At 69.3% G+C, this 25,639-nt stretch carries 21 protein-coding genes; 12 read left to right on the forward strand and 9 right to left on the reverse strand.

Going from position 1 to position 25,639, the window contains the following annotated elements:
* Positions 1-5 precede the first annotated feature (5 nt).
* Together D7V80_RS04485 and D7V80_RS04490 are read left to right on the forward strand one after the other, a co-directional pair.
* Entirely contained in the window at positions 6-1,844 is a 1,839-nt protein-coding gene (locus tag D7V80_RS04485) for a glycosyltransferase family 39 protein (protein ID WP_120587013.1), read from the forward strand.
* 148 nt (positions 1,845-1,992) lie between these two features.
* Positions 1,993-2,559 carry a hypothetical protein gene (locus D7V80_RS04490; protein WP_120586977.1) on the forward strand — a complete coding sequence of 189 codons (567 nt, stop codon included), beginning with the start codon at positions 1,993-1,995 and terminating at the stop codon, positions 2,557-2,559.
* A gap of 80 nt (positions 2,560-2,639) precedes the next feature.
* Here the strand turns inward: D7V80_RS04490 and D7V80_RS04495 are convergent, their stop codons facing one another.
* The 3 genes from D7V80_RS04495 to D7V80_RS04505 form a co-directional block, all read right to left on the reverse strand.
* A complete protein-coding gene (locus tag D7V80_RS04495; protein WP_120586978.1) occupies positions 2,640-3,044 on the reverse strand; it encodes an ATP-dependent DNA helicase in 405 nt (134 codons plus the stop codon).
* A 132-nt stretch (positions 3,045-3,176) separates the two neighbouring features.
* Entirely contained in the window at positions 3,177-3,713 is a 537-nt protein-coding gene (locus D7V80_RS04500) for a hypothetical protein (RefSeq protein WP_120586979.1), read from the reverse strand.
* A gap of 5 nt (positions 3,714-3,718) precedes the next feature.
* Positions 3,719-5,152 (reverse strand): hypothetical protein, encoded by a 1,434-nt coding sequence (locus tag D7V80_RS04505; protein WP_120586980.1) that lies wholly within the window; start codon positions 5,150-5,152, stop codon positions 3,719-3,721.
* Positions 5,153-5,243: 91 nt separating this feature from the next.
* Here D7V80_RS04505 and D7V80_RS04510 point away from each other — a divergent pair, with 91 nt between their 5' ends.
* Positions 5,244-5,750, forward strand: coding sequence for a hypothetical protein (locus D7V80_RS04510; protein WP_233585134.1), 507 nt, complete (start codon positions 5,244-5,246; stop codon positions 5,748-5,750).
* 80 nt (positions 5,751-5,830) lie between these two features.
* Here D7V80_RS04510 and D7V80_RS04515 read toward each other — a convergent pair whose 3' ends face one another.
* From D7V80_RS04515 to D7V80_RS04530, 4 genes are all read right to left on the reverse strand, one after another.
* On the reverse strand, positions 5,831-6,247 hold the full coding sequence (locus tag D7V80_RS04515; RefSeq protein WP_120586981.1) for an ATP-dependent DNA helicase: 417 nt from the start codon (positions 6,245-6,247) through the stop codon (positions 5,831-5,833).
* A 158-nt stretch (positions 6,248-6,405) separates the two neighbouring features.
* On the reverse strand, positions 6,406-7,590 hold the full coding sequence (locus tag D7V80_RS04520) for an iron-containing alcohol dehydrogenase (protein ID WP_014398907.1): 1,185 nt from the start codon (positions 7,588-7,590) through the stop codon (positions 6,406-6,408).
* 18 nt (positions 7,591-7,608) lie between these two features.
* Positions 7,609-9,072: a glutamine synthetase family protein gene (locus D7V80_RS04525; RefSeq protein WP_199738370.1), complete on the reverse strand. Its 1,464-nt coding sequence runs from the start codon at positions 9,070-9,072 to the stop codon at positions 7,609-7,611.
* Between the two features lie 67 nt (positions 9,073-9,139).
* Positions 9,140-10,627 carry an aldehyde dehydrogenase family protein gene (locus D7V80_RS04530; RefSeq protein ID WP_120586982.1) on the reverse strand — a complete coding sequence of 496 codons (1,488 nt, stop codon included), beginning with the start codon at positions 10,625-10,627 and terminating at the stop codon, positions 9,140-9,142.
* An 88-nt stretch (positions 10,628-10,715) separates the two neighbouring features.
* Here D7V80_RS04530 and D7V80_RS04535 point away from each other — a divergent pair, with 88 nt between their 5' ends.
* The 5 genes from D7V80_RS04535 (at position 10,716) to D7V80_RS04555 (ending at position 16,923) form a co-directional block, all read left to right on the forward strand.
* Positions 10,716-11,474 carry a glutamine amidotransferase gene (locus D7V80_RS04535; protein ID WP_120586983.1) on the forward strand — a complete coding sequence of 253 codons (759 nt, stop codon included), beginning with the start codon at positions 10,716-10,718 and terminating at the stop codon, positions 11,472-11,474.
* Between the two features lie 102 nt (positions 11,475-11,576).
* Positions 11,577-12,407: a triacylglycerol lipase gene (locus D7V80_RS04540; protein WP_120586984.1), complete on the forward strand. Its 831-nt coding sequence runs from the start codon at positions 11,577-11,579 to the stop codon at positions 12,405-12,407.
* A 3-nt stretch (positions 12,408-12,410) separates the two neighbouring features.
* Positions 12,411-12,872, forward strand: coding sequence for a hypothetical protein (locus D7V80_RS04545; protein WP_120586985.1), 462 nt, complete (start codon positions 12,411-12,413; stop codon positions 12,870-12,872).
* A 129-nt stretch (positions 12,873-13,001) separates the two neighbouring features.
* Positions 13,002-14,219, forward strand: coding sequence for an AI-2E family transporter (locus tag D7V80_RS04550; protein ID WP_120586986.1), 1,218 nt, complete (start codon positions 13,002-13,004; stop codon positions 14,217-14,219).
* A gap of 139 nt (positions 14,220-14,358) precedes the next feature.
* Positions 14,359-16,923 carry an ATP-binding protein gene (locus tag D7V80_RS04555; RefSeq protein ID WP_120586987.1) on the forward strand — a complete coding sequence of 855 codons (2,565 nt, stop codon included), beginning with the start codon at positions 14,359-14,361 and terminating at the stop codon, positions 16,921-16,923.
* Between the two features lie 22 nt (positions 16,924-16,945).
* Here the strand turns inward: D7V80_RS04555 and D7V80_RS04560 are convergent, their stop codons facing one another.
* Positions 16,946-17,266, reverse strand: coding sequence for a hypothetical protein (locus D7V80_RS04560; protein WP_120586988.1), 321 nt, complete (start codon positions 17,264-17,266; stop codon positions 16,946-16,948).
* A 24-nt stretch (positions 17,267-17,290) separates the two neighbouring features.
* Positions 17,291-18,904, reverse strand: coding sequence for a transcription termination factor Rho (gene rho / locus D7V80_RS04565; protein ID WP_014398916.1), 1,614 nt, complete (start codon positions 18,902-18,904; stop codon positions 17,291-17,293).
* A gap of 495 nt (positions 18,905-19,399) precedes the next feature.
* Between rho and ligA the strand changes: the two genes are divergently transcribed.
* From ligA to D7V80_RS04585, 4 genes are all read left to right on the forward strand, one after another.
* Complete coding sequence (gene ligA / locus D7V80_RS04570) at positions 19,400-21,424, forward strand: NAD-dependent DNA ligase LigA (RefSeq protein ID WP_120586989.1); 2,025 nt, start codon at positions 19,400-19,402, stop codon at positions 21,422-21,424.
* Between the two features lie 10 nt (positions 21,425-21,434).
* Positions 21,435-21,722, forward strand: a complete 288-nt coding sequence (locus tag D7V80_RS04575; protein ID WP_120586990.1) for an acylphosphatase — start codon at positions 21,435-21,437, stop codon at positions 21,720-21,722.
* Entirely contained in the window at positions 21,719-22,162 is a 444-nt protein-coding gene (locus D7V80_RS04580) for a DUF3052 family protein (RefSeq protein ID WP_120586991.1), read from the forward strand. The genes D7V80_RS04575 and D7V80_RS04580 overlap by 4 nt, the downstream gene beginning before the upstream one ends.
* A gap of 575 nt (positions 22,163-22,737) precedes the next feature.
* The gene (locus D7V80_RS04585) at positions 22,738-25,422 is read left to right on the forward strand and encodes an Rne/Rng family ribonuclease (RefSeq protein ID WP_120586992.1); all 2,685 of its coding nucleotides are present in this window, start codon (positions 22,738-22,740) and stop codon (positions 25,420-25,422) included.
* Positions 25,423-25,639: the final 217 nt, after the last annotated feature.

A 25,639-nucleotide genomic window follows, 5' to 3' on the forward strand; every position in this document is an offset into this window, starting at 1 on the left:
TCGAGATGACCGGACGCCCCGCGACGCGCGAGGAGAAGTTCACGGCCCTGGCGCTGTGGGTGCTGGCGTTCGCGGCGCTGTGGAGCACGGAAGCGGCCGTGGGCTTCACGCGCGACGAGAGCGTCTACTTCGCCGCGGCGGAGGGCTATTCGCAGTGGTTCCGGCTGCTGTTCCGCGCGCCCGCGCAGGCGTTCACGGACAGCGCCATCGTGCGCTTGTGGGACTACAACCACGAGCACCCGGCGCTGATGAAGACGCTGTTCGGGTTGAGCCACCTGCTCTTCCACGACACGCTGGGCGTGATGCGCGACGCGACGGCCTACCGGCTGCCCGCGTTCGCGATGGCGGCGCTGGTGCCCGCGCTGTGCTTCCTCCTGGGCAGCGCGCTGTATGGCCGCACCGCGGGGTGGTTCGCCGCCCTCTCCTTCCTGCTGGTGCCCCGCCAGTACTTCAACGCGGAGCTGGCGTGCTTCGACATGCCGGTGGCCGCGATGTGGCTGCTCGTCGTGTACTGCTTCTGGCGCGCGCTGGAGAGCACCCGGTGGGGCGTCGCGTGCGGCGTGGCGTTCGGCCTGGCCATCGCCACGAAGCACAACGCCCTCTTCATGCCGTTCGTGCTGTCGCCGTTCGCGCTGTGGCGCGCGTGGCAGGCGAGCGAAGGCAACCCCGAGGCCCGCGTGCGGCTCTTCCGCTTCGTGGGGCTCTTCGTCGCGGTGGCGGTGCTGTACGGCCTGCTCGTGGTGTTCCTGGGTGGGCCCGCGGGGTTCCAGAAGAAGTTCCTGCTCCTGAGCCCGCACACGCTGTTCTTCGTCGGGCTCGCGGTGGGCTGCGCGGTGCTGCTGCGGGACCTGCGGCGCGTCAGCCTGCCGGTGACGCAGGCGCTGGTGCCGCTGGCGGCCATGGCGGTGCTGGGCCCGGTCCTCTTCTATCTGCACTGGCCCTACCTCTGGCACGCGCCGGTGGACCGCACCGCGTGGTACCTGGCCTTCCACGCGACGCACAACCACTACGCCTGGTTCTACCTGGGCACGTTGATGCGCGGGCCGCCCTTCCCGCTCAGCTACGTGGTGGTGAAGACGGCGCTGACGGTGCCCACCAGCCTCTTCGCGCCCATGGTGACGGGCTTCGTCGCGCTCGTGGGCCGCGCGCTGCTCAGCCTGAGTGAACGCACGCGTGACTGGGTGCGGATGCCCACGGCGTCCGAGGCGCTGGTGGGCGTCAACGCGGTGACGTCCATCCTCATCATCAGCCACCCGCAGGTGCCGCACTTCGGCGGCGTGAAGCACTGGTTCCCGTCCATGCCCTTCCTGGGCATCCTCGCGGGCGCCGCGGTGGCGCGCGGGTGCTTCGCGCTGTGGGAGGTGCTGAAGGCGCGGCGGCCGTCGGTGTCACCGCTGGCGGTGACGGTGCCGGTGTTCGCGCTGCTCATGGCGCCCGCGCTGCTGGGGCTGGTGCGGGTGTTCCCGTACGGCACGGCGGCGTACTCGGAACTGGCGGGTGGGCTGCCGGGCGCGGCGACGCTGGGGATGCAGCGGCAGTTCTGGTCCAGCCACGTCACGGGCGTGCTGCCGTGGATCAACGAACACGCGAAGCCGGGCGCCCGCATCTACCTGCACGAGGTGAACGGCTTCTCGTTCCGCGACTACCAGCGCAACGGCATGCTGCGGCCGGACGTGCGGCCGGTGAACAGCCCGTTCGACGCGGACATCGTCGCGTACCAGTACCACCAGGAGTTCCGCGAGCACGAGTTCCTCACGTGGCAGGCCTTCGGCACGCGCACGCCCGTCACCGGGCTGTACCTGGACGAAACGCCGCAGGTCATTGTCTACCAACGCCCGGAGTAGGTCCGGGCCCGGATGACGCAGGAAGCCATGTGCACGACCGTGCACTCGGCGGCCCCGCGGGCGTCCACGAAAAGCGGACAGGACGGAAAGGCGTGGGGCCGGGGTAGGCTGGCCGTGTCGGCCATTCCACCTTCCCGAGGAGGAACACATGACGCGCTGGACGGGCTTGTTGACGGTGATGGCGCTGGGCATGGGCGTCGTGGGTTGCGACGACTCGAAGCCACCCGCGAAGGTGGCGCGCGCGCAGGTGAAGCGCACGGGCCCCGCGACGATGGAGATCATCCCCGTCGAGGGGCAGCTCCCCTACTGCATGCTCTTCACGATGTCCGAGAAGGGCGTCATCCGGCAGCTCACGCTCACGCGAGAGAACCGCTCCATCCGCTGCGACCCGGGCCGCCCCGTCGCGAACACGAGCTTCCGGGTGCCGGTGCAGGAGGGGAAGGTGCGCGTCTACGTCTTCTTCTCCGACGAGCGCGTGCCGGCGGGCTCCGTGGCGCAGCAGCTCTACGACTTGCGTGACCGCGAGCGCGTCACCGCCATGGACCTGCGGCTGCCGGGGCGCATCTTCGTGGAGACGCTGGAGTTCACGCCGGAGACGGGCGAGCCGGAGCAGACGGGCGGCATCGTGGGCGCGGGCGGCGTGGTGACGTCCGACGGAGGCACGGCTGAAGATGCCGGCACCCGCGCGCTGACCGTGGAGCCGGTGGCCAACTGACCTCCAGACGCGAAGAGGCCCGAGGGTGGCTGTCCGCCCCCGGGCCTCCGTGCTGCTTCAAGCCGTGACCCCGTGGCCGCCTAGTTCAGCCAGCCACCGCTGTAACGGTTGCGCTCCAGCCGGGCCAACCGTTCCCGCTCCTGCCGTTCCCGCTCCAGCCGGGCCTGCCGCTCCCGCTCCTGACGCTCGCGCTCCAGCCGGGCCAACCGTTCCCGCTCCTGCCGTTCCCGCTCCAGCCGGGCCTGACGCTCGCGTTCCTGACGCTCGCGCTCCAGCCGGGCCTGACGCTCACGCTCCATCCGCGCCCGCTCCTGACGCTCGCGCTCCATCCGCGCCTGCCGTTCCCGCTCCTGCCGCTCGCGCTCCATGCGGGCCTGGTCCTGGCGGCTCACGAGAGGGGTGGCGGCGTGGAAGTCCGCCGCCATCACCGGGGAGCTCGCGACGAGCGCCACAGCCACCACCATCTTCTTGAGCATCGCCTTCATGACCTGCCTCCGTGAGCCGCGTTGTTGCTGCGTTCTGAACCTACTGACGGGGGAGGCCCTGATTGATTCAACCGCGCCATCGGAAGATGGCCCTGTTGAAACACTCTGAAATGAAGCCGGAGTGAAGCCGCTTCACCCTTCGAAGGCGGGATAGCCCCGGAGGTGGAGCAGCCAGCAGAGCGCGAGGAAGGCAATCAGCGGCGCCCCGAGACAGAGCCCCCGCCGAAAGCGCGTTCCCAAGCCTGCTGCGTAGCCCAGGGCGGCAAGGAACAGCAGCCAGCTCAGGCCTCCGGTGAAGAACGGATGCAGGGTGGTGCGGTGGGTACTGGGACCCAACCACTGCGACTCCTGAATGACGGCGTAGGGGGCGAACCACGCCACGGCCACCGCGGCCACCACCAGGGGCCATCCGAGTGCGAGCAGGAGCGTCTGGAGGAGCCGCGACTCGAAGAGTCTGGGCAGGAATCCCGCGACCACCAGCACCGCGAAACCGGCCACGAGCATCACGCCCTGGGTCTGAAGACCACCCAGGGGCCCCCACTGGATGCCCAGCAGAGAAACCAGGGGGTGCGCCACGAGGTAGCCCAGCGCGGCAAGCCAGGGCCGGAGTCGTGACAGGGCAGGAGCGCCCGGTGCACTCAAGGACGCGTTCCCGTGACCACCATCCATTCGGTTCATCTCCTGGCCGCGGGGGCCACGCTGGGAAGCAGGCCATTGAGCCGACACTGCTCATCCAGCCACCGCAAGTACAGAGCCGCCATCTTCTCGCTCATCGCCGCCAGCCCGGGCTTGTCATAGCGCGATCCAAACCAAAACGAATTGCCAAGAAAGTCATTCTTCATCTGTGCGCGATATACCCAGACACGAGCAAAGTCATTGATGTAATACTTCAAGACCTCCAGATTGGCGACAGAGACGAGCGAGGAGCCACTCATCGTGAGGCCATGGCGTGCGAAGAAATTCTCCAGCGCGTACTTTCGAAGCTGGGGAGTCCCCATCTTCGTCGCGTTTCCACGCCCGTAGACGCTTTCGATGATCGATGAAATCGTGTCGCCCGTCGCATCATGGTCGACACGCCCCGCGACTCCCCACGCATCCAAGTCTCCAAGCAGATCCTGCGAAGGCGCCCGGGTCTGGTAGTAGTGAAGGATGCGCTCCGCCTCGGTCTGGCCAGGGTGATTGTCCTCGTAGTCCTTGTCCTTGTGCAGCAGCGCATCCGCCGCACCGGCTCCGATGTCACCGGCCCAGGTCGCGGAGGGATCGCTCTCTCCCAGCCTGATCAACTTGACCCGCTCGCGCCCCATCCGGTCCTTCTGGTACACGTCCATGCCGACAATGAAGTGGTAGATGTCGACCAGTTCTCCGCTGGGAGTGAGGAAGGCCTTCGCATCCCTCACGAGCTGGTACACCTCATGGACCTTGGGGCGCGTCTCCTCGTAGACGCTGCCTCCCGAGGTGCCAATCACCGTGTCGAAAGGCAGATCGCTCGGATGGGCCATCTGCCGCAGCAAGGTAATTCGCTGCTTGAGTGAGAGCTTGCGGTGAATCATCTCGAAGGCTCGCAACTGAGCCATGAAGACATTGTAGTCAACGTACGTCGCGACAGCCGACTCGATGGCCCAGGCACGATGGCTCTTGTAGAGCGCGCGAATGTCGCCGGCGGCGTCCTTCGGAACTGACACGACCTTTGGGTAGTCGTTCGCGGAGAACTCCAGCAGGTACCATGTCGAGCCATCCTTGATTGCCTTGCCATGGACCGTCACGGGCATGTTGGCCCCGATGAGCTTCCCGATGACCACGGAACTCTTGGACGTGCCAGGGGTTGCCCGGAGATTCAGATAGGAGGCCGTTGTGGTCGCGGAGATGGCGCCCGCCTTGACGGACTTTCCCGTCAAGCGCTCCCAGGCCTGGAGCTCTTCCTTGTCGTCCAGCACCCGTTCCAACTCATCAAAGAGAATCAGGTTCGGGTAGAGCAGATTCCAGGCCTGGAGCAGCTTGGGAACCTGATCCGGGGAGGAGAGCTGGGAGAGGGCCTGAAAGATGGGCATGCGATCTTTCGGCGCATCCAGTCCCTTCTTGATCTGCAGACAGAGCGCAGCGAAGTCCATGAGTCCCCCCAATGGCGTACTCGCGTGGCAGCTTCTGCATTCTACCGAGGTAGACTCGCGGTCGGTATCCCACCTTCCCAGGGAAGAACACGTGACGCGCTGGACGGGCTGGTTGACGGTGATGGCGCTGGGCGCGGGTGTCGTGGGCTGCGACGACGCGAAGCCGCCCGCGAAGGTGGTGCGTGCCCTGGTGAAGCGCACGGGCCCCGCGACGATGGAGATCATCCCCGTCGAGGGACAGCTCCCCTACTGCATGATCTTCACGACGTCCGAGAAGGGCGTCATCCGGCAGCTCACGCTCACGCGAGACAACCGCTCCATCCGCTGCGACGCCAACCGGCCCGTCGCCAACACCAGCTTCCGTGTGCCGGTGAAGGAGGGGAAGGTGCGCGTCTACGTCTTCTTCTCCGACGAACCCGTGCAGACCGCCTGGGTGGCGCGGCAGCTCTATGAGCTGCGCGACCGCGAGCGCATCACCGCCATGGACATGCGGCTGCCGGGGCGCCTCTTTATGGAGACGCTGGAGTTCACGCCGGAGACAGGCGGCGTCGCGGACGCCGGCACCCGAGCGATGACCGTGGACTCCGGCGCACGCTGAGCTCCAGACGCGAAGAAGCCCGAGGGTGGATCTCCGCCCCCGGGCCTCCGTGCTGCTTCAGGCTGTGCCCCCATCGCTGCTTAGTTCACCCAGCCGCCCCGGTAGTGCGAGTCGCGCCGCGCCAGCCGCTCCCGCTCCCGCCGCTCGCGCTCCAGCCGGGCCTGACGCTCACGCTCCTTGTGCTCCCGCTCGATCCGGGCCTGGCGCTCCCGCTCCAACCGCTCGCGCTCCAGCCGGGCCTGACGCTCACGCTCCATCCGCGCCCGCTCCTTGCGCTCGCGCTCCAGCCGGGCCTGACGCTCGCGCTCCATCCGCGCCCGCTCCTGCCGTTCCCGCTCCATCCGCGCCAACCGCTCCCGCTCGTGCCGCTCGCGCTCCATGCGAGCCTGGTCCTGACGGCTCACGAGGGGGGAGGCGCCGTGGTAGTCCGCCGCCATCACCGGGGAGCTCGCGACCAGCGCCACAGCCACCACCATCTTCTTGAGCATCGCCTTCATGACCTGCCTCCGTGAGCCGCGTTGTGCTGCGTTCTGAACCTTCTGACGGAGGAGGCACCGCTTGATTCAAGCGCACCAAAGGCACGGGGCCCCTCCCGTTTCCCTCGGAAGAGGCCCCGCTGAAACACTCTGAAATCAAGCCGGAGTGAAGCCGCTTTTCAGTACGCCTCGCGGGCCATGGCCAGCAGGTCCGCCTCCGTCACGGCGCGCGGATTCCCCTGGTGGGACGCGTCCTGGAAGGCCTTCTGCGCGATGTGCTCCAGGTCCTTCTCCTGCACGCCCGCGTCGCGCAGCCGCGCCGGAATCCCGACGGCCGCCGCCAGCTTGCGCACGCGGTCGATGGCGTTCGCCGCGAGCACCTCCTCGCGCGCGTTGGCCGTGTCCCCCAGCGCCGCGGCGATGCGCGCCAGCCGCGCCGTGCAGGACGCGCGGTTGAACTCCATCACCGCGGGCAGGACGATGGCGTTCGCCAGGCCGTGCGGCACGTTGGAGATGGGCGTGAGCGCGTGCGCCAGCGCGTGGCTCGCGCCCAGGCCCTTCTGGAAGGCCATGGCGCCCTCCATCGCGGCCACCATCATGTCCGTGCGCGCCGCCAGGTCGCGGCCCTCCTTCACCGCCGTCACCAGCGAGCGCCCCACGCGCATCACGCCGTCAATGGCCACCGCGTCCGCGAGCGGATGGAAGCCATTGGCGACATACGCCTCGATGCAGTGGGTGAGCGCGTCCATGCCCGTGGCCGCCGTGACGGACGGGGGCAGGCCCAGCGTCAGCTCCGGGTCGATGACCGCCGCCTTCGGCAGCAGGTGCGGGCTGAAGATGACCGTCTTGCGGCCCGTGTCCGCCAGCGTCACCACGCCCGAGCGCCCGACTTCCGAGCCCGTGCCCGCCGTCGTCGGGATGGCGATGAGCGGAGGCAGGTCGTCGCGCACGTACTGGTCGCCGCCCTTCGCGTCGTCGTAGCGGCTGAGCGGCGGCTCATGCGTGGTGAGCAACTGCACCAGCTTGCCCGCGTCCAGCGCGCTGCCACCGCCCAGGGCGACGATGCCGTCCGCCTTGTGCGCGCGGTACGCCTCCAGGCCCGCGAACACGTCGCGCTCCGTGGGGTTGGGCTCCACGCGGTCGAACACCGCGCACTCCAGGCCCGCGCCCTTGAGCACGTCCGCGACGCGCGTGGCGAGGCCCGCCTTCACCACGCCCGCGTCCGTCACCAGCAGCGGGCGCTTCATGTTCAACCGCGCCGCGTGCGCGGGCAGCTTCTGGAGCGCGCCCGCGCCGAACACGATGCGCGTGGGCCATGCCATCTCCGTGACGCGCGGCTCGGAGGGAATGTCGAAAGGCTTCATGAACGGTCCTCCTTCAAATCAGATGAGTTCCAGGTAGCGCTCCAGCTCCCAGGAGGTGACCGCCCGCTCGAACTGGCGCACCTCCCACTCGCGGGTGCGCACGAAATGGTCCACGAAGCCGTCACCCAAGAGTTCGCGGGCGCGCTCGCTGTTCTTCAACAGGGCCACCGCGTCCTTCAGGGTGCGCGGCAGCGGTTGGGTGTTCTTCGCCTCGTAGGCGTTGGACAGCACGGGCGCGGGCGGCTCGATTTCGTTCTCGATGCCCCACAGGCCCGCGGCCAGGCTCACCGCCATGCCGATGTACGCGTTCATGTCCGCGCCCAGCTGGCGGTACTCGATGCGCATGGACTTGCCGCTGTCGCCGATGACGCGGATGGCGCAGGTGCGGTTCTCCAGGCCCCACGTCGCGGTGGTGGGCGCCCAGGTGTTCTCCACGCTGCGCTTGTAGCTGTTGATGGTGGGCCAGTAGAGCGCCGTCAGCTCCGGCATCAGCGCCACCTGCCCGCCGATGTAGTGCCGCATCAGCTTGCTCATCCCGTGCTTCTGCGACGGGTCGTGGAAGAGGTTCTCCTCGCCCTTCAGGTTCCACAGCGACTGGTGCACGTGGCCGGAGCAGCCCGGCAGCTTCGGGTCCACCTTGGCCATGAAGCACGCGGACACGCCGTGCTTCGCGCAGATCTCCTTCACCACCGTCTTGAAGAGCGCCGCGCGGTCCGCCGCCAGCTCCAGCGTGTCGTAGCGGATGGCGGCCTCGAAGACGCCGGGGCCCGTCTCCGTGTGGAAGCCCTCGATGTTGAGCCCGTACGCGTTGCACCCGTCGATGAGCGCGTGCACCAGCGGCGCGTTCAGGGACGTGCGCAGCCACGAGTAGCCGAACATGCCCGGCGTCAGCGGCGTGAGGTTCTTGAAGCCCTTCTCATGCAGGCTCTGCGGACCCTCCTTGAAGAGGAAGAACTCGTACTCCGCGCCGAACTTGGGCAGGAAGCCCAGCTTGCGCGCGCGCTGGCCCATCTTCTGGAGCAGCTGCCGGGGGCTCGCCTCGAAGGGCGTGCCGTCCGGGTTCACGAAGTCCAGCAGGAACGCCGCGGTGTCCGGCTCCCACGGGATGATGCGCGCGGTGGACAGGTCCACCTTCGCGGGCGTGTCCGGGTAGCCCGTGTGCCAGCCCGTCACCTTCGTGTTGTCCAGGAGCTCGTCGCCCAGGTCCCAGCCGAAGACGACGTCGCAGAAGCCCAGGCCGCTCTTCGCGGCGCTGTAGAACTTCTCCAGCGAGATGTACTTGCCGCGCCAGACGCCATCCATGTCGATGGCGCCCACCTTCACCTTGCGGACGCCCTTCTCGTCCATCCACCGGCGCAGGGAGTCCATGTCCCCCTGCTGTCCGGGCACCGCTCGCGGCCCTCCCTCGCTCCGCTCCTTCGCGCGGGCCCGGCGGGCCATCGCCGGATGGGTGAGCACCTTGGCCTTGGGACGCGACGGCATGCGGACCTTCCTTTTCTTCGTCATGCGGCGGTGAAGCGGTGGAATGGAATGGAGCGCGCGGGGTGCGTCACGGAGACGGCAGCTTCGTCCACACGGCCTTGGTCTGGAGGTAACCATCCAGCGCGTGGTGGCCCAGGTCCTTGCCCCAACCGGATTCCTTGTAGCCACCGAAGGGCGCCGCGTCGTCGAACTCGTTGAAGCAGTTGATCCACACCACGCCGCTCTTCACCTGCTTCGCCAGCGCGTGCGCCTTGGCCACATCACCCGTCCAGATGGACGCGGCCAGGCCGTACTGCGTGCTGTTCGCCATCGCGATGGCCTCCGCGTCGTCGCGGAAGCGCAGGCAGCTGAGCACCGGGCCGAAGATCTCCTCCTGGGCGATCTTCATGTCCGGCTTCACGTCGCCGAAGATGGTGGGCTTCACGAAGCAGCCCTTCGCCTTGAAGCCCTCCGTGTCGCGGCCACCGCCCGCGAGCAGCTTCGCGCCCTGCTGTTTGCCGCTCTCGATGTAGCCCAGCACCACGTCCATCTGCTTCTGGCTCACCAGCGCGCCCATCTCCGTGGTCGCGTCCAGCGGGTCGCCCACCTTCATCGTGCGCGCCTTCTCCGCGAGCTTCGCGACGAAGGCCTCGTAGGCGTCCTGGTGCACCAGCACGCGGCTGCCCGCGTTGCAGGTCTCACCCTTGTTGCCGAAGATGCCCCAGAAGCACGCCTCCACCGCGCGGTCGAAGTCCGCGTCTGGGAAGATGATCTGCGGGCTCTTGCCGCCCAGCTCCAGCGTCAGCTTCTTCAGGTTGCTCGCGGCGGAGGCCTGGAGCAGCCGGCGCGCGGTGCGGCCAGAGCCGGTGAACGAAATCTTGTCCACGTCCGGGTGCCGGGCGATGGCCTCACCCGCGGGGTCGCCCAGGCCGGTGATGACGTTGATGACGCCGGGCGGGAAGCCCGCCTCCAGCGCCAGCGCGCCCAGCTTCAGCGCGGTGAGAGGGGTGTACTCGGACGGCTTCACCACCACCGTGCAGCCGGCGGCCAGCGCGGGCCCCAGCTTCCAGCCCAGCATGCACGTGGGGTAGTTCCACGGCACGATGGCGCCCACCACGCCCACGGGCTCCTTGAGCGCGTAGGTGTGGAAGGGGCCGTCCACGGGCAGCACCTCGCCCGTGATGGTGCTGGCCATGTCCGCGAAGTTCGCGAGCGTCGCGGCGGCCGGCGCCACGTCACCCCGGATGGCGTCCTTGAACGTCTTGCCGTTGTTCAGCGACTCGACGAGCGCGAACTCCTCACGGCGCTCATGGAGCAGGTCCGCCAGCTTGCGGATGAGCTTGCCGCGCTCGCGGCCGGTCATCTTCCCCCACGGCCCGGATTCGAAGGCGCGGCGCGCGGCCTTCACCGCGCGGTCCACGTCCGCGGCGGTGCCCGCGGGCACGTCAGCGATCTTCTGGCCGGTGGCGGGATTCACCACCGCGAAGGTGCCCCCTTCGATGGGGTCCACCTGCTGCCCGTCGATGAGCAGCTTGAGCACGGGGAGCTTGGGAGTAAGCGAACGAGCGTCGGTCATGGCGAGACCTCGGGTGAGCACGGCGCGCAAGCGACCTGGAAGTGGCGGGCACCGGACACGGACGGCTGGACACGGTAGGAATGGGGACATGACGCGGCAAGCTGCCCCCAAGAAGAACGTCCTCCTGCTGAAAGCCGGCGACGCGGCGACCTCCGTCCAGCTCTCCGTGGGCGACTACGAGCGGTGGTTTCTGCAAACCATCGGACTGTCCGGGCAGCGCTTCGACATTCTTCCCGTGCACAAGGGCGCGCCCCTGCCGAAGGACGCGAAGGGCTACGACGCGGTGATGATGACGGGCTCGCCCCTGTCGGTGACGCAGCGCGAGCCGTGGATGGAGCGCGCGGGCGCCTTCATGGTGGAGGCGGGCGAGCAGGGCATCCCCGTGCTCGGCGTGTGCTTTGGCCAACAGCTGCTCGCGGAGGCCTACGGCGGCAAGGTGACGCGAAACCCCAACGGCCGCGAGACGGGCACCGTGGAGGTGACGCTCTCACCGCAAGGGCGCGCGGATCCGCTGTTCACCGGCCTGCCGGAGCGCTTCGTCGTGCAGGCCACCCACGAGGACATCGTCTCGCGCCTGCCCGAAAGCGCCACGGTGCTCGCGGGCAACGCCAACACCGCGAACCAGGCGCTCGCCTTCCGTCACAACGTGCGCGGCGTGCAGTTCCACCCGGAGATGCCCACGGACGCCATGCGCGCGGTCATCCTCGCCCGCGAGGACAAGCTGGACGCGCTCGCGCGCGAGAAGGGCGTTCCGGAGGGCGAGTACGTCCCGCGGCTGTTGTCCGGCATCACCCCGACGCCGCACGCGCACCGGGTGCTGATGAACTTCCTCCAACACTTCACCTGATCGGACCTTCCGGATTCGGGCCGCCCGCTGACGCGCTCCCTAGCTTTCTTCCGTGTTCCAGGACGGCGGTCCACGCACCGTCCAGGAGGGACGGGGGCTGGGATGAATCCGTTCGTGCTGCAGTACCGGAAGCTGAAGTGCCAGCTGAAGTACCTGGCCAGCTACGTGGATCTGGATCCACGCGGCAACCAGGTCGTGCGCCGCACGGACTTCAAGCATTGCCAGAGGCCGGTGCTCCTGTTGCACGGCTTCTTCAGCACGCGCCGCGTCCTGGAGGTGCTGGAACACCGCCTGCGCCGCGAGGGCTACTGCGTCTGGTCCATCCACCTGGGCGGCACCATGGACCGCTTCAACACGCACCGCATCGACGAGCTGGCGCGCAAGGTCCAGGGCAAGGTGGACCGGCTCTACGAGCGTCACCCGGGCATGGGGCCGCTCACCATCATCGGCCATTCCAAGGGCGGCCTCATTGGCACGTACTACGTGAAGCGGCTGGGCGGGGACACGCGGGTGAAGAGCCTCATCACCCTGGGCACGCCGCACAAGGGCACGCGCATGGCCTATCTGGGCTGCGCGACGCTGGGCTGGTTCAGCCGCAGCATGTGGCAGCTCACCCCGACGTCGCGCTTCATCAAGGACCTGGGCGTGGGCGCCTTCCCTCGCCACGTCCGGCTCACGTCCATCTACTCGCGCGACGACGTCATCGCGCCCTACCCCTCCTCCGTGCTGGACGTGGACGGCCAGCCCAACGTCTTCAACGTGGAGCTGTCCGGCGTGGTACCCCACGGCGAGCTGCTCACGCGCCGGGCCGTGTGGGAGGTCATCCAGCGCGAGCTGTCCCTGGGCTATGTTGATGGCCCCGTGGCCGCACCCTTCGCCGCGCTTCCGTCCCCTCCCCTTCCGGTGGCCCTGCCCGCCGCAGCCAGTCCCTGACACATGCCCTCGCGCTGGGATCACCTCTTCGACCTCAAGCCTGTCGCCCTCGTGGACCACCTGCTGGACGAGGTGGCGCGGCTGCTCGCCAAGGACCTGGACTCCTGGCCCCCACCCGTTCAGGACCTGGACCCCGCGACGCTGGGCGAGTTCGCCCCGCTGTTCCAGGAGGCCACCCGGCGCCCCGCCCCGGCCGTCTACACGGAGGCCCTGCGGCTGGCGAAGTGGGACCTGGCCCGCGAGTTCGACGCCTTCGACGACTACGTGCGCAACAAGCGCTACCTGGAGCGGGGCCTGGGCCCTGACGACCGCGTCCCCCTGCTCTTCCTCACCCGCTGGCTCACCGAGCAGATGCTGGGCCTGGGAGAGGCCACCCAGGGCCGCATCAAGCGCCCCCTGATGCGCGACTGCCTGGACCGCGTGGAGGCCCGGCTGGGCGACCGGTCCCGCCTGCCCCAGGCTTGAGCCCCCGGCCGGCCGCCTGCCTTCACCCGAGCGCTTCCGGACCCTTGGGGGGCATAGGAGACAGGGGCCACTGGAAGCTTTCCGCCTGGAGCTTGTCAGGAGGGAGGCCACTGCCTTAAGCCCGGGTGCATGTCGCCGCCCGTGGAAGCCATTGCCCCTGACGAACGCCGCAAGCGCCTGATCCTCCTCGCGGGGTTGTGGGTGGCCATCGCGGTGACGCTCTTCGCCCTGCGCTCGGTGGTGATGCCGTTCGCGGGCGCGGCGCTCATCGCGTACCTGGTGCAGCCGCTGGTGGCGCGCATCACGCGGCTGAAGGTGGCGGGCCACGGCGTGCCGCGCTGGGTGGCCATCCTGCTCATCTACGCGGGGTTCTTCCTCGCGGTGTATCTCTTCTTCGTCGCGCTGGTGCCGCAGCTCTACCGCGAGGTGGCGCGCATCAGCCGGGAGATGGCCGCCTTCGCCAGCGCGCTCACGCCGGAGCACGTGCAGGGGCTCGCGCAGCGCGCGGAAGCGTGGCTCAACACGTACGGCATCCCCGTGGCCCTGTCGGACCGGGCCATGGAGGGCGCGGCGGGCGCGTCCGGCGGCTTCAGCCTGGCGCTGGACCTGGAGCAGATGCTCACCGACGCGGTGGCGCGCGTGACGTCGCTCGCGAAGGAGAACCTGGCGGACATCGTCAACGTGTCGCGCCGCATCGTCACGGAGGTGCTGACCGGCGTCTTCATGCTGTTCTTCATCCTGATGGTCGCCGCGTTCTTCTCCATCGACGCGCAGGCCATCCGCCGCTACTTCGGCACGCTCATCCCCGCGGAGTTCCTGCCGGGCGCGAAGACGCTGGTGGCGAACATCGACAAGTCGCTGTCCGGCGTGGTGCGCGGGCAGGTCACCATCTGCCTGGTGAACGGCGGCCTCACGCTGCTGGGCCTGCTGCTGTTCGGCGTGAAGTTCGCGTTCCTGCTGGCCACCATCGCCACGCTCTTCAGCCTCATCCCCATCTTCGGCACCATCATCAGCTCGGTGCCCATCGTCCTCATCGCGCTGGCGGACGGCTTCCAGAAGGGCGTCGCGCTCCTCTTGTGGATCATCGGCATCCACGCGCTGGAGGCGTACTTCCTCAACCCGAAGATCATGGGCGAGGCCGCGCGCATCCACCCCGTGGTGGTGGCCTTCTCCCTCATCGCGGGCGAGAAGCTCTTCGGCCTCTGGGGCGCGCTGTTCGCGGTGCCGGTGGCCTCCATCGCGGTGGCCTGCTTCGACTACGCGCGCCTCAAGGCACAGCCGCCCCCGCTGGTGGCCGCTCCGGCCCAGCAGGCGGTCGCCGCCACGGACGCCGCCCCCGCGGCCTGAACTTCTCCACCGGGGTGGGATGCGGGCGGTCCCAAGCGTCCACCGGTGGAAAACCTGGGGCTGTCTCCCACTTTCCCCCCTGGCCATCATGGGGGGGAGTGACTAATTCCAGGCACGCCTCCGCCTCTGAGGACGTGTGATGCCCCCCAGCCCCTCACCGGCCCCGGACTACCGGAGCCTGTTCGAAGCCGCGCCCAACCCGTACCTCGTGCTGACGCCGGAGTTCGTCATCGTCGGGGTGACGGACTCGTACCTGCGCGCCACGCGGACGCGGCGCGAGGACATCCTGGGCCGCAACATCTTCGACGTCTTCCCGGACAACCCGCAGGACCCGCTGGCCAGCGGGGTGGCCAACCTGCGCGCGTCGCTGGAGCGCGCGGTGAAGACGCGCACCCCGGACGCGATGGCGGTCCAGAAGTACGACATCCCCCGGCCCGACCAGGCCGGCGGCGGGTTCGAGCTGCGCTACTGGAGCCCGCTGAACACCCCGGTGTTCGGTGAGGACGGCGAGGTGCGCTACGTCATCCACCGCGTGGAGGACGTCACCGACTTCATCCGCCTGAAGCACCTGGACGAGGAGCAGAGCCGCCAGCACGCCGAGCTGCGCGCCCGCGCGGACGAGATGGAGGGCGAAATCTTCCGGCGCGCCCAGCAGATTCAAGAGGCGAACCAGCAGCTGCGCGTGGCGAACGAGCAGTTGGGCGAGTTGGATCGACTCAAGTCGGAGTTCTTCGCCAACGTCAGCCACGAGTTCCGCACGCCGCTGACGCTGATGCTGGGGCCCACGGAGGACCTGCTCGCCGGGAGAGCGGGCCCGCTGTCGGACGAGGTCCGCAAGGAGATGGAGCGGGTGCACCGCAACGCCGGGCGCCTGCTCAAGCTGGTGAACGCGCTCCTGGACCTGTCGAAGCTGGAGGCGGGCCCCCGGGAGGAGCGCTTCGCGCCCACGGACCTGGCCGCGCTGACGAAGGACGCGGCGTCCAGCTTCCGCTCCGCCATGGAGCGCGCGGGCCTCAAGCTCACGGTGGACTGCCCTCCTTTGTCCCAGCCCGTCTACGTGGCGCCGGACCTGTGGGAGCAGATCGTCCTCAACCTGGTCTCCAACGCCTTCAAGTTCACGCTCCAGGGCGGCGTCACGCTGCGCCTGCGCGAGCACGGGCAGCGGGTGTCGCTGGAGGTGGAGGACACCGGCTCGGGCATCCCCGCGCACGAATTGCCCCGCCTCTTCGAGCGCTTCCACCGCGTGCCGGGCTCGCCGTCGCGCACGATGGAGGGCAGCGGCATCGGGCTCGCGCTGGTGCAGGAGTTCGCCAGGCTGCACGGCGGCGCCGTGTCCGCGCGCAGCACCGAGGGCGAGGGCAGCGTCTTCACCGTGGAGCTGCCGCTGGGCCATGCGCACCTGCCGCCAGAGCGCATCCGCACCACCTCCCGGCCACGCTCCGCGGCGCGCGAGGCCACGTCGGCCTACGTCGAGGAAGCGCTGCTGTGGGGCAGCGCGAAGCCCAAGGACCGCACGCAGTCCTCGCACCACCACCCGGCGTCCGCGGGCGGCCACGCGGTGTCCCCGGTGTCGCGCGCGCGCATCCTGCTGGTGGACGACAACCGGGACATGCGCGACTACATCCAGCGCGTGCTCTCCCCCGAGTACGACGTGGAGGTGGCGACGGACGGCCAGAAGGGGCTGGAGGCCGCGCTGGCCCGGCCGCCGGACCTGGTGCTGTCGGACGTGATGATGCCGAAGCTGGACGGCATGGGCCTCTTGAGGGCCCTGCGCGCCGCGCCCACCACCCGCGAGCTGCCCATCCTGCTGCTGTCCGCGAAGGCCGGAGAAGAGGCCACGGTGCAGGGCCTGGCGTCCGGCGCGGACGACTACCTGGTGAAGCCCTTCTCCGCGGGCGAGTTGCTCGCGCGCATCGCGTCCAACCTGAAGCTCGCGAGGATGCGCGGAGAGATGGCCAACGAGCGCGCCCGCGCGGAGAACCTGACGGCGGCCCTGCGCGCCCGCGACGACTTCCTCTCCGTGGCGGCGCACGAGCTGCGCACGCCGCTGGCGGCCTTCCAACTGCACCTGGAGTTGGTGGAGCGCGGCCTGGGCAAGGACGCCCCGCCCAAGGCGCTGGAGCGCCTGAAGCAGGCCCGCTCCTTCATCCGCCGGCTGGCGATGCTCGTGGACGTGCTGATGGACGTGTCGCAGATCACCAGCGGCCGGCTGAAGATCACCCGCACGGACGTGGACCTGGGAGATTTGCTGGTGGAGGTGACGCGCTTCGCGGAGGAAGAAGCGCGCCGTGACGGCACGCCGCTCACCGTGGACGTGAAGGGGCCGGTGATGGGCGCCTTCGATCCGTCACGCATCTCGCAGGTGGTGCACAACCTGATCGCCAACGCGCTGAAGTTCGGCCGGGGCCGTCCGGTGGACGTGACGCTCCAACCGGATGGCGAGGTCGTGCGCCTGTCCGTGGTGGACCACGGCATCGGCATCAAGCCGGAGGACCGCGAGCGCATCTTCGACCGCTTCGAGCGCGCCGTGTCCACGCACCACTACGGCGGCCTGGGCCTGGGGCTCTGGGTGTCACGTCAGGTGGTGGAAGCGCACCAGGGCCGCATCGACGTGGAGGACACGCCGGGCGGCGGCACCACCTTCCGCGTGACGCTGCCCCTGAGGGACCCGCCGGTGGACGTGGCCAGCGGGCTGGCCAGCTGAAGTCCGGACGCGCGGCCGCCTGCTACTGGCAGGCGGCGGCGCAGCGCGCGTTGCGGCACGTGGGGATGCACCGGCCGCAGTCCACGCTGTTGGGCGTACACGCCCCGTCGCACCGCACGCCGGTGCAGTCCGGCCCCACGTCGCGGTGGGTGATGGCGGTGCCCTCACCGCAGCACGCGTTCGCGACGCAGTCCGAGTCGTCGTAGCAGACCTGACTGGAGAGCACCGGTGGGGTGTCTCCAATGGGCAGGTCCTCCACCCCCAGGTCGCAGCCCGCCAACAGCCCCAGGGTGAGGCCCGCGACAGCGCGGGCGACAAGAAGAGGGAGGCGGGCACGACGCATGGGGGCTCCTTGGCCGGAAGGGAACTACCGGTTCATCGAGCCCAGGAACTCCGCGTTCGCCGCCGTCGGACGCATGTGCTTGAGCACGAACTCCATCGCGTCGATGGGGGTGAACGGGTGGAGCACCTGGCGCAACGCCGTAATGCGCACCAGGTCCGCCTGAGACAAGAGCAACTCCTCCTTGCGGGTGCCGGATTTGTTGATGTCGAGCGTTGGGAAGATGCGCTTCTCCATCAACTTCCGGTCCAGGACGATTTCGGAGTTACCCGTGCCCTTGAACTCCTCGAAAATCACCTCGTCCATGCGGCTGCCGGTGTCGATGAGCGCCGTGCCGATGATGGTGAGGCTGCCGCCCTCTTCGATGTTGCGGGCCGCGCCGAAGAAGCGCTTGGGCTTGTGGAGCGCGTTGGCGTCCACGCCGCCGGACAGAATCTTGCCGGACGCGGGCACCACCGTGTTGTAGGCGCGCGCCAGACGGGTGATGGAGTCCAGCAGGATGCAGACGTCGTACTTCTGCTCGACCAGGCGCTTGGCCTTGTCGATGACCATCTCCGCCACCTGCACGTGGCGCGTGGCGGGCTCGTCGAAGGTGGAGGACACCACCTCGCCGCGCACGCTGCGCTCCATGTCCGTCACTTCCTCCGGGCGCTCGTCCACGAGCAGCACGATGAGGTAGACGTCCGGGTGGTTGCGGCTGATGGCGTGCGCGATGTTTTGCAGCAGCACCGTCTTGCCGGCCTTCGGAGGCGCCACGATGAGGCAGCGCTGGCCCAGGCCAATGGGGCAGAACATGTCGATGATGCGCGTGGTCATCTCCGACGACTCGTGCTCCAGCTTGAGCTTGCGCGTCGGATAGAGCGGCGTGAGGTTGTCGAACAGGATGCGCTCGCGCGCCGCGTCCGACATGGGGTCCGCGAAGTTGACCTTGTCCACCTTCTGCAGCGCGAAGAAGCGCTCGCCCTCGCGGGGCTGGCGGATGGGGCCCGTCACCGTGTCGCCGGGCCGCAGGTTGAAGCGGCGCACCTGGGACGGCGACACGTAGATGTCGTCCGGGGACGGCTGGTAGTCGCTGTCCGCGCTGCGCAGGAAGCCGAAGCCGTCGCTCAAGAGCTCCAGCACGCCTTCCGCGTGGACCTCGAAGCGCTTGTCGGCGATGCCGCCCAGCAGCGCGAAGATGAGGTCCTGCTTCTTCAGTCCCTGGTAGCCCTCGATGCCCGTGTCGTGGGCCATCTTCGCCAGGTCGACGATCTTCATCCGCTTCAGGTCATTGAGCTTGATGACCTGCATCGGGGTGCCGTCGCGCTCGACCTCCGTGATGGCGGGGCCTTCCGCGGACTCCTGCGGGGCGGCGGGAGCGGCCTCCTCGGCGGGCGTCTCCTCCTCCGTGCCGCGCAGCTCCTGGAGCTCGTCGTCACGCACGGGACGGGAGATGGGAGTGAGCACCGGGCGGGGCGCTTCCGCGGCGACCTCGGGGGCCTCGGCCTCCTCGGCGGGAGCCTCTTCACGACGAGCCGGAGCACGGCGAGACCGGGGCGCGGGCTTCTCCGCCTCCTTCGCCGCCGCGCGCTTGCGCCGGGGCTTCTCCTCGGTGAACGCGGGCTCGACTACCTTCTCTCGGGGGGAACGGGCTTTGGCCATGACGGTCTGCGAACGGACGTAGGGGGAATCGCCCGAAGGCTCGGGCAGGCTGTACGCGGGACGGCGATCCGTCCGCGCGGCGCTCGGAAGCACCTTCCAGGGGGCAGCACCACCCAAGTCCTGGGAACGGACCGGAGGGCGCGTGGGCCTGTGGTTGGGAAGAGACGGCGCCGGGGGAACCCCTGCGCCAGGAACCGCGCTGGAAACTATTGACCGCCCCCAGAGCTGTCAAGGCATCCGTGCCTGGCTCTGTCCCGTTTTTCAGGGGGTTGCACTGGAGGGCGGGGGGATTGCGAACAGGGAATCCGCTATGTATCCGAAATTCGGGCCTAATGGGGCGGCGGATGCGCTCTCTTGGCGTGAACACGCGTCCCCGGGTTCCCCTTCCCGGGCGCGTGGAGCGGCCCTGTCAGGTGGTGCCGGTAGAGTGCTCCTCCTCCAACGCGGGGCGTGCGCAACTGGCCGCGCCCCTGAATTGGGGTAAGGACACACCCCGTGGACACCTTCCCGAAAGCCGAAGCCCGCGCCCGAGCGCTCCGTCAGGAGCTGGCCCACCACAACCACCGCTACTACGTGCTGGACGCGCCGGAAATCAGCGACGCCCAATACGACACGCTGATGCGTGAGCTCCAGGGGCTGGAGGAGCAGTACCCGCAGCTGGTGACGCCGGACTCGCCCACCCAGCGCGTGGGCGGCGCGGCGGTGGAGGACTTCGGGCAGGTGGTGCACACCACGCAGATGCTGTCCCTGGCGAACATCTTCGATGACGCCGGGCTCACGGAGTTCGACGACCGCATCCGCAAGCTGACGGGCCTGTCGCAGGTGGGCTACGTGTGCGAGCCCAAGCTGGACGGCCTGGCCATCTCCTTGAGGTTCGAGGACGGCCGCTTCGTGCAGGGCGCCACGCGCGGCGACGGCACCACCGGCGAGGACGTCACGGGCAACCTGCGCACCATCAAGAGCCTGCCCCTGGAGCTGTTCCCCCAGGACGGCGTGAAGGTGCCCAGGCGGCTGGAGGTGCGCGGCGAGGTCTTCATCCGCAAGGAGGACTTCCGCAAGCTCAACGAGAAGCGCGAAGAGGCGGGCGAGTCGCTCTTCGCCAACCCGCGCAACGCCGCCGCGGGCAGCCTGCGCCAGCTGGACCCCAGGGAGACCGCCGCCCGGCCCCTGTCCGTCTACCTGTATGAATGCGTGCCCGGCGACGGCGTGCCCGCCTTCAAGACGCACACGCAGAAGCTGGAGTACTTGAAGACGCTGGGCCTGCCCATCAACCGCTACCAGCACGCGGACGGGGCGGACGGCGTGCGCCAGCGCTACGACGAGTCCCTGAAGGGCCGCCACGCCCTGCCCTTCGAGGTCGACGGCATGGTGGTGAAGGTGGATGACGAGGACCTGCGCCGCCGCCTGGGCCAGGTGTCCAAGAGCCCCCGCTGGGCGGTGGCCTACAAGTTCCCGCCGGAGGAGGAGTCCACCACGGTGGAGGACATCGGCATCCAGGTGGGCCGCACGGGCGCGCTCACGCCGGTGGCGCACCTGAAGCCGGTGAAGGTGGGCGGCGTGACGGTGTCGCGCGCCACGCTGCACAACGAGGACGAGCTGCGCCGCAAGAACGTGCGCAAGGGCGACACCGTCTTCGTGCGCCGCGCGGGTGACGTGATTCCAGAAATCGTCTCCGTGGTGCTGTCCAAGCGCCCGGAGGACTCCCAGCCCTTCACCTTCCCCACCCACTGCCCGGTGTGCGGCGCGGTGGCGGCCAAGGACGAGGACGGCGCCATCATCCGCTGCACGGGCGCGTCCTGCCCCGCGCAGCTGGTGGAGAAGGTGCGCCACTTCGCCAGCCGCATCGCCATGGACATTGAAGGCCTGGGGGACAAGCTGGCCATGCAGCTCGTCACGTCCGGTCAGGTGAAGACGTTCGCGGACCTGTTCGCGCTCACCCGGGACTCGCTGCTCAAGCTGGAGCGCATGGGGGAGAAGAGCGCGGACAACCTGCTGGCCTCCATCGAGGGCAGCAAGAACACCACCCAGCGCCGCTTCCTGTATTCGCTGGGCATCCGCCACGTGGGCGACTCCACGGCGCGCGCCCTGGCGGAGGCCTTCCCGGAGGTGAAGTCACTCTTCACGGCCAGCCTGGAGGACATCAGCCGGGTGAAGGACGTGGGCCCGGTGATGGCGCAGGTCATCCACACCTTCTTCCAGGAGCCCCAGAACCAGGCCGCCATCCAGGCCCTGCTGGACGCGGGCGTCCACCCTGCCCCCCCGGCGGTCGCCACGGGCGGCCCCTTCGTGGGCAAGACGGTGGTGCTCACCGGCACCATGGAGCGGCTTGCGCGCGAGCAGGCCAAGGAGGAAATCGAACGGCGCGGCGGTAAGGTCTCCGGAAGTGTCTCGCGCAAGACCGATTTCGTGGTCGCCGGCGAGGACGCGGGTACCAAGCTGAAGAAGGCGCAGGAATTGGGCGTAAGAATCCTGGATGAGCAGGCGTTCCTGAAGCTGCTAGAAGGGGACGTCAGAGCATGAGGCCAGAGGCATGAGCACGCAGCGCCGGGCGACCCTGCGCATCCAGGGCACGGTCCAGGGCGTCTCCTACCGGGAGAGCGCCCGCCAGGAAGCGCTGCGCCTTGGCCTGTCCGGCTGGGTGCGCAACCGGAGCGACGGCTCCGTGGAGGCCACGGTGGAAGGCGAACCGGGTGCGCTGGAAGACTTCATCCGCTGGTGTCACACGGGTCCCCGCATGGCGCGCGTCACGGACGTGGCGCGCACGGACGGTCAGGCCTCTGGCGAATTCCGCACCTTCACCGTGGAGCGCACATCATGACGCCCTACGCACTGGCTTCCCTGCCGGCCATGTTGGGCATCCGGTCCGGCACCAAGGTTTCCGTCATCAACCCCCCGCGGGGCTTCGTGCAGAAGCTCAACCCGCTGCCGGATGGGGTGGAGTTCCTCGTCACGGCCCAGACGGGGCTGGACGTCATCCTCTTCTTCACTTCCGACGCCACGGAGCTGGTGCAGCGGCTGCCCGCGCTGTCGCGCGCCACCACCCTCAACGGCGGCATCTGGGTCTGCTGGCCCGCCGGCGAGGGCGTGAAGACGCGCCTGTCCGAGGACTTCGTGCGCCAGGCGGCGCTCGACATCGGCCTCGTCGACAACAAGATCTGCGTCATCGACGAGACCTGGACCGGCCTGCGGCTGGTGCGCCGTCCGCGCGGGAAGCTGGATAAGCCGGAAGGGCGCAAGCAGGCCCCCGCCCAGGCCTGAACGTCCGTTTCCGAGCGCCCGGGGACCCGCCGGGCGGGCCCGCCTTCCATCTGCCCGACAGTGGATGAACGGGCGCATCGGGCCTTTACACACCTGGAGGGGCGTGGAAAACTCTCCGTGTTTCTGGGCGGTTGTGTGACGCCCCGCGTTGGCGGGACATCACGCCCAGGCAGGAATTTCGACGGGTTGCGCTTCCGGATTCCTCCGGATGCCCCTGCTGCTCCGGGGCCCCCAGACACCCCCCCAAGGTGGCCCACATGACGGGCACCGACCGGGTGTGGAAGAGGGGGCGGACGGCACGGGCGTGGAGGAAGCCTCGAGCGCGTGAAGAGAAGCAGCCCCGCCCGGCACGGTGCCGGTCGCAATGCGGGGCGACATGAACTCGGAGGAGCAGGCGGCGATGTCCTCGGCCCCCACCCAGGTGATGCGTTCTCCCTCCGGGTCCTCCGGAAGGCGTCCACACGCCGGAGGGCCGCTGGCCGCCTCTCCCCTCGCAGCGCGCTCGGAGGTGTGGCGTCTCGCCGCCTCCCGTCCGGTGAGGTCCCTCCTACCGCGCGCGCTACCAGGATTCATCCATGAGCAGTGTGCTCGTCATCAATGCCGCGGGTCGGGAGACCCGGGTGGCGCTCGTCGAGGGCGGCCATATCGCGGAGTTCTACCTCGAGCGTAAGAAGGACAAGGGCGTCGTCGGAAACATCTACAAGGGTCGCGTCGTCCGGGTGCTCCCAGGCATGCAGGCGGCCTTCGTGGACATCGGGTTGGAGAAGGCCGCCTTCCTGTACGTCAGCGACGTCGTCTACGACCCGGACTTCGCCCGCGCGCAGTTCGAATTGACCGAGGGCGAGCACGAGGACGCCCCGGAGGTCCCCACCGAATCCGAAGCCGACGCCGTGGAGTTCGCGGCCGCCAGCGTCCCTGACGCCACGCACGCGCTGCCCGCCGGCACGGAGGCCCCCGCAGCTGCTCCGGAGCCGGTGCTGGCGCACGACGGCGCGCTGGCGCTGGACGTCCAGGCCCAGGCCGCCCCGGCCGTGGAGTCGTCCCCGGAGGCCTCGCCCGAGGCCGCGAAGCCGGCTCCGGAGGCCGCCCCGGCCCCGGTGGAGGCCCAGGCGCCGGCCGAGCCGGTCGAGCCGACCGAGCCCGCGTCGCCCGTGGCCCTCCTCGTGGAGACCCCGGCCGAGGGTGCCCCCCAGGAGTCCCCGGCCGAGGTGTCCACCGCCGCCGTGGCGGTGCCGCTGACGGAGAACGGCACGCCCGCGGCGGAAGTCCCCGCGCCGGTGCAGGAGACGCCCGCGGAGAGCGCCACCGTCGCCGCCGCCGAGTCCGGCGTGGCGCCCGCGACGGAGGGCAGCGCCGCCGAGCCGCCGCCGCACGCATCCGCCCTGGGCGAGATCATCCCCTCCCCCGCCGCCGACGCCCGTCCCGCCGAGGTCTCCGGCGAGCGCCGCACGCCGCGTGAGGCGCGCGAGGCCCGCGAGCCGCGCAACCGGGAGGGCCGCGAGAAGGACAAGGACAAGCGCCGCCAGGAGCAGCCCCGCCGCGAGAAGCGCGACGAGGAGAAGGAGAAGCCCAAGCAGCGCAAGACGGACAAGATTGAAGACCTGCTGAAGGTGGGCCAGGAGGTGGTGGTCCAGATTTCCAAGGACCCCATCGGCACGAAGGGCGCGCGGCTCACCTCGCACATCTCCATCCCTGGCCGTCACCTGGTGTTCATGCCCACGGTGGACCACGTGGGCATCAGCCGCCGCATCTCCAACGAGAAGGAGCGCCGCCGGCTGCGCGAAATCGTGGACCGGCTGCGGCCGCCCGGCACGGGCTTCATCGTGCGCACCGTGGCGGAGAACGTTCCCCAGGAGAAGCTGGAGAGCGACATCCGGTTCCTCATCGAGGTGTGGAACCAGGTGGTGCGCCGCAACGAGAAGCGCGGCGGACCGGGCCTCCTGCACCCGGACCTGGACCTCATCCTGCGCGCCACGCGCGACCTGTTCGCCCACGACGTGGAGAAGCTCGTCGTGGACGACGCGGAGGAGTACGAGCGCATCCAGGGCTTCGTCACCGCGCAGGACCCGGCCCTGCGCGACCGCGTGGTGCTGCACGAAACCGACGAGCCCGTCTTCGACGCCTATGGCATCGAGCAGGAACTGCAGCGCGCCACCCAGCGCAAGGTGTGGCTGAAGAGCGGCGGCTACCTGATCATCGACCAGGCGGAGGCGCTCACCGCCATCGACGTCAACTCGGGCCGCTACGTCGGCAAGAAGAGCCTCGAGGAGACCATCACCAAGATCAACGTCGAGGCGGCCAAGGAGATCGTCTACCAGCTCCGGCTGCGCAACATCGGCGGCATCATCATCTGCGACTTCATCGACATGGAGAAGGCGCAGAACCGCGACAAGGTCTTCAAGTCGCTGCAGGAGGCGCTGGGCCGGGACAAGGCCAAGACGAACGTGCTGCGCATCTCCGAGCTGGGCCTGGTGGAGATGACGCGCAAGCGCGTGCGCGAGTCCATTGGCCGCGTGCTGCACGAGGACTGCCCGTACTGCGACGGCAAGGGCTTCGTGAAGACGGCCACCACGGTCGCGTACGAAATCTTCCGGGAGATCCGCCGCGAGGCGCCGGGCTACAAGGACTCCACGCTCGTCATCAACTGCAACGCGGAGGTCGCGCGGCTCTTGCAGGGCGAGGAGCGCAACGAGCTGCGGCACCTGATGGACCGCTACAACAAGTCCATCCAGGTGAAGGCGCAGCAGAACTACCACCGCGAGCAGTACGACATCTACGGCCGGTCGGCCACGGGCCCCGAGCACAAGGTGGCCTCGTCGCCGGGCTCCGGTGACGGCGAGCTGGCGATGCAGCAGCGCCGCCCGGAGAGCAATTACGGCGGCGGCGGCCGTCAGGACCAGGGCCGCCGGGGCGGTGGCCGGGACCGCGACCGTGAGCGCGGCGGCGGTGAGAACCGCGGCGGCGGCGAGAGCCGTGGCGGCGAGCGCGGCGGGGAACGCGGAGGCGAGCGCGGCGGCGGTGACCGTCGCGAGGGCCGCCGTCCCGAGCGCGGCGAGCGCGGCGGTGACCGCAACCGGGACCGTGGTGAGCGTCGCGGTGGTGGCGAGGGCCGTGGCGGTGAAGGCCGTGGTGGGGAGCGATCCGAGCGCGGCGGCGGCTCCGGCGGTGGCCACAACGGCGGCGGCAATGGCGGCGGCGCGCCTCCCGCGGCGTCCGGCGGGGGCTCGTCCGAGCCGTCCGGCGGGAGCAGCGAAGGCTGAGCACTGAAGCGACACCGGGCCCTTGAGTCCGGACCGTGAGTGACCGCGAAGGCCCGGTGGGTGCATCCCGCCGGGCCTTCTGCTTTGGAGCTGGAACACGGCCTCCCGCATGGTGACCGGCCAGGCGGCCAAGGCACGTGCATGTGCGGACAACGTCCGCTCGGGTGGGGTGGGAGGGCTGGTTCAGCGGGGTGGGGTTTGGCTACGGTGGCACTTC

This window comes from Corallococcus sp. CA054B (assembly GCF_003611625.1).
GTDB lineage: Bacteria > Myxococcota > Myxococcia > Myxococcales > Myxococcaceae > Corallococcus > Corallococcus coralloides.